4 protein-coding genes are annotated in these 6,846 nt (G+C 45.8%); 2 read left to right on the forward strand and 2 right to left on the reverse strand.

The annotated features are described in order from the left end of the window. Positions 1–7: 7 nt before the first annotated feature. Complete coding sequence (gene radA / locus ACGF7G_RS15920) at positions 8–1,390, reverse strand: DNA repair protein RadA (RefSeq protein WP_387466758.1); 1,383 nt, start codon at positions 1,388–1,390, stop codon at positions 8–10. A gap of 24 nt (positions 1,391–1,414) precedes the next feature. Then, positions 1,415–2,392: a phosphoserine phosphatase gene (serB, locus tag ACGF7G_RS15925; RefSeq protein WP_133816346.1), complete on the reverse strand. Its 978-nt coding sequence runs from the start codon at positions 2,390–2,392 to the stop codon at positions 1,415–1,417. A 116-nt stretch (positions 2,393–2,508) separates the two neighbouring features. Here serB and ACGF7G_RS15930 point away from each other — a divergent pair, with 116 nt between their 5' ends. Beyond that, the gene (locus tag ACGF7G_RS15930) at positions 2,509–3,153 is read left to right on the forward strand and encodes a YtjB family periplasmic protein (RefSeq protein ID WP_387466760.1); all 645 of its coding nucleotides are present in this window, start codon (positions 2,509–2,511) and stop codon (positions 3,151–3,153) included. Positions 3,154–3,589: 436 nt separating this feature from the next. Continuing rightward, positions 3,590–6,846, forward strand: a 3,257-nt coding sequence (locus tag ACGF7G_RS15935) for a filamentous hemagglutinin N-terminal domain-containing protein (RefSeq protein WP_387466762.1), incomplete at its 3' end; no start/stop codon positions are given.

Raw genomic sequence — 6,846 nt, forward strand, 5'->3', positions numbered from 1 at the left:
CTCCTGTTTAATCAAGATCTTCCATAACAGATAACGCATCTGCCAACTTTTTCACACCGAAAACTTTCATCCCTGGCAGCTCTTTTTTCGGCATATTGGCATAAGGCACTATTGCCCGTTTGAAACCATGTTTAGCCGCTTCGGATATCCGTTCCTGCCCACTAGGTACAGGACGAATTTCACCGGCCAGCCCCACCTCACCAAATACAACCAAATCACGCGGCAAAGGCCGGTCGCGAAAACTGGAGACTAAAGAGAGAAGTAAAGCGAGATCCGCGCTGGTTTCCGCGACCTTAACCCCACCAACCACATTGACAAACACATCCTGATCGGACATTTGCAAGCCACCGTGACGATGAAGAACCGCCAACAAAATAGCCAACCGGTTTTGCTCCAAACCCACAGCCACCCGCCGTGGATTGGTCATCATCGAATGATCCACCAGCGCTTGAATTTCCACCAATAGAGGACGAGTCCCCTCCCACACCACCATGACGGAACTGCCTGCTGTAATTTCATCACCACGGCTAAGGAAAATTGCTGATGGGTTACTGACTTCGCGCAATCCTTGTTCTGTCATGGCGAACACGCCAAGCTCATTGACAGCACCAAAACGGTTTTTATGACTGCGTAAAGTACGAAAGCGGGAATCAGCTTCACCATCAAGCATCACTGAACAGTCAATACAGTGTTCCAACACTTTCGGGCCCGCCAGAGAGCCATCCTTGGTTACATGGCCTACCATAACAATGGCAACACCGCGGGTTTTGGCAAACCGGGTAAGATAAGCGGCGGTTTCCCTGACCTGAGCAACGCTCCCTGGAGAAGATTGAATATCCGCCATATGCATCACCTGGATGGAGTCAATCACCATCAGTTTTGGCTGCTCCTGTTCCGCAATCAGACAAATCTGCTCAATACTTGTTTCTGACAGCATATTCAGATTATCAACCGGCAGCCCCAACCGGTGCGCACGCATCGCAACCTGCTGTAATGATTCCTCTCCAGTGACATATAAGGTTTTCATCTGTGCGGACAACTGACACATCGTCTGTAACAATAAGGTACTTTTTCCTGCGCCGGGGTTCCCGCCAATCAGAATCGCACTGCCGGGTACAACACCACCGCCAAGAACCCGATCGAACTCTTTAAATCCAGTGGAAAAACGGGGAAGCTCTTCCAGACTAATCTCTGATAATTTCTGAACCCTGCTGACACCAGCATCTCCCGCATAACCACTGAACTTATCATTACGAGAGGAAGATACTGCGGCTAAACGTACCTCAGTAATGGTATTCCAGGCATGACATGCACTACACTGCCCCTGCCAGCGCGGATAATCCGCCCCACACTCATTACAGACAAACGCCCGTTTTGCTGCTTTCGCCACTCTGTACTCCCTAAAACGATTTTATTAACGTTCTTCGTGTTTAAGACCGCCACTTAACACACACAGTACTCCCATTAGATCAGCATGACGAATTGTCACTTTCGACTGTGCATAAACTTTCGGTTTAGCATGATAGGCAATACCCAGCCCCGCTTTGCGAATCATTTTCAGATCATTGGCACCATCACCAATAGCGACAGTTTGTTCCAACGGGATATCCAATTTTTTCGCCAGCTTCATCAATGTGGCAGCCTTATATTTAGCATCAACAATTGGCCCGATAACCTTACCTGTTAACTTGCTGTTTTTGACTTCTAATTGGTTTGCTACCGCAGCAACTAAACGTAAATTCTGGCGCAAATGGTCGGCAAAATAGGTAAAACCCCCCGATGCGATTGCTACATGCCAATCAAAAGATTGTAACTTACGCACCAAACTGGTCAGCCCCGGCATAAGCGGCAAATCTTGCGCAACCTGCCGCAAAATGTCAGCATCAGCCCCAGCAAGTTGAGCAACCCGCTCCCGCAGACTATCAGAAAAATCCAGTTCCCCTTGCATTGCCCGCTCGGTAATTTCGGCTACTTTGTCACCTACGCCGGCCAAACGGGCAATTTCGTCAATACATTCAATTTGAATTGCCGTTGAATCCATATCCATTACCAGCAAACCTGGTGATCGCAACCGTGGGATCTGCCCCAAAGGAACCACGTCTAGCCGACACTCATCAGCCAGTCTCTTAATACGCGAAGTCAAACTTCCGGCAATACGTACCACCTGATAATCATCAATACGCCATGAAGAGACGATGACAATAGCAGCGCCAAGCCGGTGCTGAAAATTACTGATACGTTGTTTATCCAGCCCACGGCCATATATCAACCAGCCACTGTCACCAGCCCGGTAATCCAATGGCATAACCTCCTCCCCACTTAACGAAAGTGGTAATCCTGGCCACTTATGGACCTCTTCCGGCAAATAGCGATAAGCCAGGTTATTAGACATTAATCCCTACTCCTGTAATCCCACATGACTCTGGCAGCAAAAAATTGCATTTCAAACTATCCTCCCTATATTGCATCTGGCAACATTGAGTTGACCAACGCTTGGAAGGAATAACCATGACCAAAGCTAAATTAAAATTTCGACTGCATAAAACAGCTATTATATTGATTTGTATTGCGTTATTAGCATCTCTAATGCAGGGCGTTTCTTATTTTAGCCGTTCTCACCAACAGGCCCAGATGGATCAATTTGAGGAATTGGCGAAAACCCTGGCAAAACAAGTCGCATTCAGCTTATCCGATTATATGGAGAGTGGCAGCAAAGATCTTAATAATGAACAGATACTGGCTAATTTGCACTACCTGACCAAAAACAGCCGCATACTTGACGCCAGTGTCTATCTTAACAATGGGACACAAGTTGCCCATAGCGGAGAAAATGTATCGGTACGGGATCGCTTATCTTTGGATGGTAAAAAAGCCGGCAGCTATTTTAACCACCAGATAGTCGTTCTTATTCCAGGAAAAGAAGAACCAAAAGGTTTTCTGCGCCTGACACTAGACACTCACAAACTGGCGACAGAGTCCAAACAGGTGGACAACACTACTAACCTACTTAGAATCATGATTTTACTGGCTTTAGCAATTGGTTTTATTCTGGCACATAACCTGTTGCAATTAACACCCAGCCGCTGGCAACAATCGCCTTATTTGTTGACGGCCAACAGCAAATCAAACGAGAAAAACGAGCAAGAAGAATAATAAGTTAAAATATCTACTACCATCTCTCAACCAGTAATAGCTTATTTTTTGGCATATTTGCCGAAAAATAAGCACCCTGCAATAATAATAAAAATAAAATTCCTCACGGCTTAATACCCAAAGATATAATTCATTAAGTTATTTTAACTATAATTATATAATAATAATCCTAGTGACATATATCACATATTTATCAATAAATAGGATTGAATTAGAAATGCCTGCATTATTCATTTAACTAATTGATTAATATCATTTTTTATATTATCCATTATTTTTCAATTAAATATAAATCATTGTTTTTATTAAAAATTAAAAGAAAGACATACGTCTTATCCATAGCGATAAAGTAAGTCTTACATATTGATTATTAAGTAAAATTAATGACTAATAGCGCCCCAAAAATTACATGACGTGTGCAGGGTGCTAAAGAATAATGCAAAAAAAGGTTATTGTTTTTACTGGCTTTCTTATTGTTACTACCAGTGCTAAAGCCATCGAAATATCAGATCAACAACTTATTCATCAACAGGAACGTCAGAAAGCCCTAGAGGCCCAATTAGCACCACCCCCAGCGGATATCCGTCTGTCTATACCTGAAAAAACAGTACCTTCTGAATTTCCGGTCGATACGCCCTGTTTTCCCATTACGCGTGTTGTTCTTGAAGGAACAGAAAATTTTCCTCACTGGTTACCTCTGAAGCGTCTAGCCCAGAAGGGCGAAAACCAATGCCTGGGCACTCAGGGGATTAATGTGTTGATGACCCGGATACAAAACAAAGCAGAAGCCAAAATTATTCTGAATGAAGTGAACAGCATCGACCCAAGCAAACTCAATGGCTGGATTGAAGTCGCCGGGCGCAAAGCCGAAGTGATCATTGCCAACCCGGCAGGTATCACCTGTAACGGTTGCGGATTTATCAACGCCCACCGCACAACACTCACCACCGGGCAAGCGATGATGGAACAAGGCCGAATAAAAGGCTTTGATATCAGCCGGGGGGAAGTACGCATTGAAGATCTGGGCATGGACAGCTCACAACAAAATTACACGGAAATTATTGCCCGTTCGGTGGTAATCAACGGCAAGCTACATGCTCAGGATCTGAAAGTCACTACCGGGCGTAATATCGTTGATGCAGCACACAAGAACATTGAGAAAAAATCTGCTGACGACAGTAAGCTCCCGAAATTTACGCTGGATGTAGCCGCACTCGGTGGCATGTATGCCAATAAAATCACGCTGGTAGGAACAGAGGCTGGCGTGGGCGTACGTAACGCCGGTAGCATCGGAACAACAGCTGGCGAAGTACGCCTTACGATTGATGGACGAATTGAGAACAGCGGCACATTCAACAGCAATAGCGCTCTGAAATTAACCAATACCTCAGATTTAGAAAACCAGGGCAAACTCCTGTCACAATCCACTGTCACCTTAAAATCTGGGGGACAACTGCAAAACAGCGGCACGATTGAAGCACGAGGCAATACCACAATAACAGCGAATACAATACAAAGTGGCAATGGCAGTATTCTGGCTGCTGGTATTGATGATAAAGGGAAAGCCACGCAGCCCGGTTCGCTAACACTGAGCGCTAAACAGCAAATTCAAGCCAATGGACAAAATCTGGCAACCAATACCCTAGAAGTACAGAGTAAAAAGATTGATCTCAGCGGCAGCCAAACCTCTGCCAATGACATTCAACTCATTGCCAGTCAAAACGAGATTAGCACCTCCAATTCCACAGTCACTGCTGACCGCTTTACGGCTAAAACACCAGGTCAGTTTAACAATGATGGCGGTAAATTGGTGGCACGGGAAATCAGCTTAACCACACCAGATTTATCTAACAATCAGGGGGAAATTAATCAGACTGGCAAAGGCGACCTGGTACTCAACACCCAAAAATTAAGCAACAGTGGCGGCACCCTTTTGAATGAAGGGAAAAAGCTGACGATCACAACAGAAAATCTGAATAACCATCAAGGACAATTACACGCCCAACAGATAGACATCCAGACAAAAGGACATAAATTCATCAATACCGCAGGGAAGGTTATTGCCCAAGAAAAACTGACCCTAAACAGCGGTGAACTGGACAACACTGCGGGTCTGTTACAATCCGGCAGTGACATGATAGTAAATACGCACGGACAAAAGCTGACTAACACTAACAGTGATGACCAAAAAGGCACATTATTAAGTAACGGCGGACTAGAACTCCATACAGGTGATATCAACAACACTGCCGGCATCATTTCTGCCAAAGGAAAAACCTCTCTTAACGCCGGTAACGTTGACAATACAGACGGCAAACTGTTATCGCAGCAGATGGCAGAGCTGACCACACAGGCATTGGATAATACCCGTGGACAAATACAATCAGAGTCCACTCTGTTACTGGATACCCAAAACCAAGCCCTGACGAGTACCGACAGCGGCAAAACCGGCGGTATCATTGCCAAAGATTCATTACGGATTTTCAGCGGTACACTGAATAATGATGCTGGTCTTATTCAAGGTCATGGCATCAACGTTGACACCCACCAGCAAGCACTGAGTAACCAAAGCGGCACCATAGCCAGTAAGAAAAACCTGCAACTCTACAGTGGAGAATTTAACAGTACCGGAGGGAAGATAAAATCTGATGGCAATATGACGCTGAACACTCACGGGAAAAAGCTGACCACAGCCCAAAGTAGTAACGTGGGTGGCGTGGCCAGTGAAGGAACGCTGACCTTAACCATCGGTGAAATTGACAACCAAGATGGCTCAATTATTGGTACAGGAACAACAATCGTCACCGGTGGTGAATTGCACAACCAGCGCGGGAAACTTGCTAGCAAAACCGGTTCCCTAACCTTAACCGTAGACAAAACTGACAACACCAGCGGATTAATGCAATCCGCTGGTGACCTGACATTGGATACACAAGGTGGACTGCTGACCAACACCAACAGCGGTAAAGGCCAGGGTATAATCAGTACAGGCAACATGACGCTGACCACCCAAGGCGTCAACAATGATGCAGGCCTGATCCATGCGGGCAAAAACCTGATCCTTGATGGGCAGAAAGGCATTATAACCAACCGTAACAGTCAGCCCGAACAGGGCATACTAAGCTCAGAGAACTTAACTCTAACCGCAGATGCCATCGATAATCATCAAGGAACTGTGGCAGCCGATCAGCAACTCAGCGTGACATCTGGAACCGTTGATAACACTGGTGGCTTGTTGAAATCCGGTACCACCCTTTCACTCAACACCCAAGGCCAAAAGCTGACTAACGCCCAGAGCGGAGAAGAACGCGGCATCCGCAGCGGCAGTGACCTAACACTGGAAGCTGGTGAAATCGATAACACCACTGGTGTGATAGATTCACAAGGCGAAACCACACTGACCAGCCAGAACCTCGACAATACCAAAGGAAAAATCCTTTCAAAGGGAAAAGCAGACCTGACAACACAAGCGGTCAACAACCAACGTGGACGGATACAATCCGCAGCCAGTCTGGATCTGGATACCCAACAGCAGGAACTGGTCAACACTGACAGCGGTGAAAACGGCGGGATAATAGCTGAGGATTCCTTAGAACTGACCACCGGTAAACTGATCAATGACCACGGATCTATCCGTGGCGACCAAACCCACATTAACACCCATCAGCAAGCGTTAAACAACTTAGTCGGCAC

Origin of the sequence: Photorhabdus sp. RM323S (assembly GCF_042879375.1) — a bacterium.
GTDB classification, from domain to species: Bacteria; Pseudomonadota; Gammaproteobacteria; order Enterobacterales; family Enterobacteriaceae; genus Photorhabdus; species Photorhabdus tasmaniensis.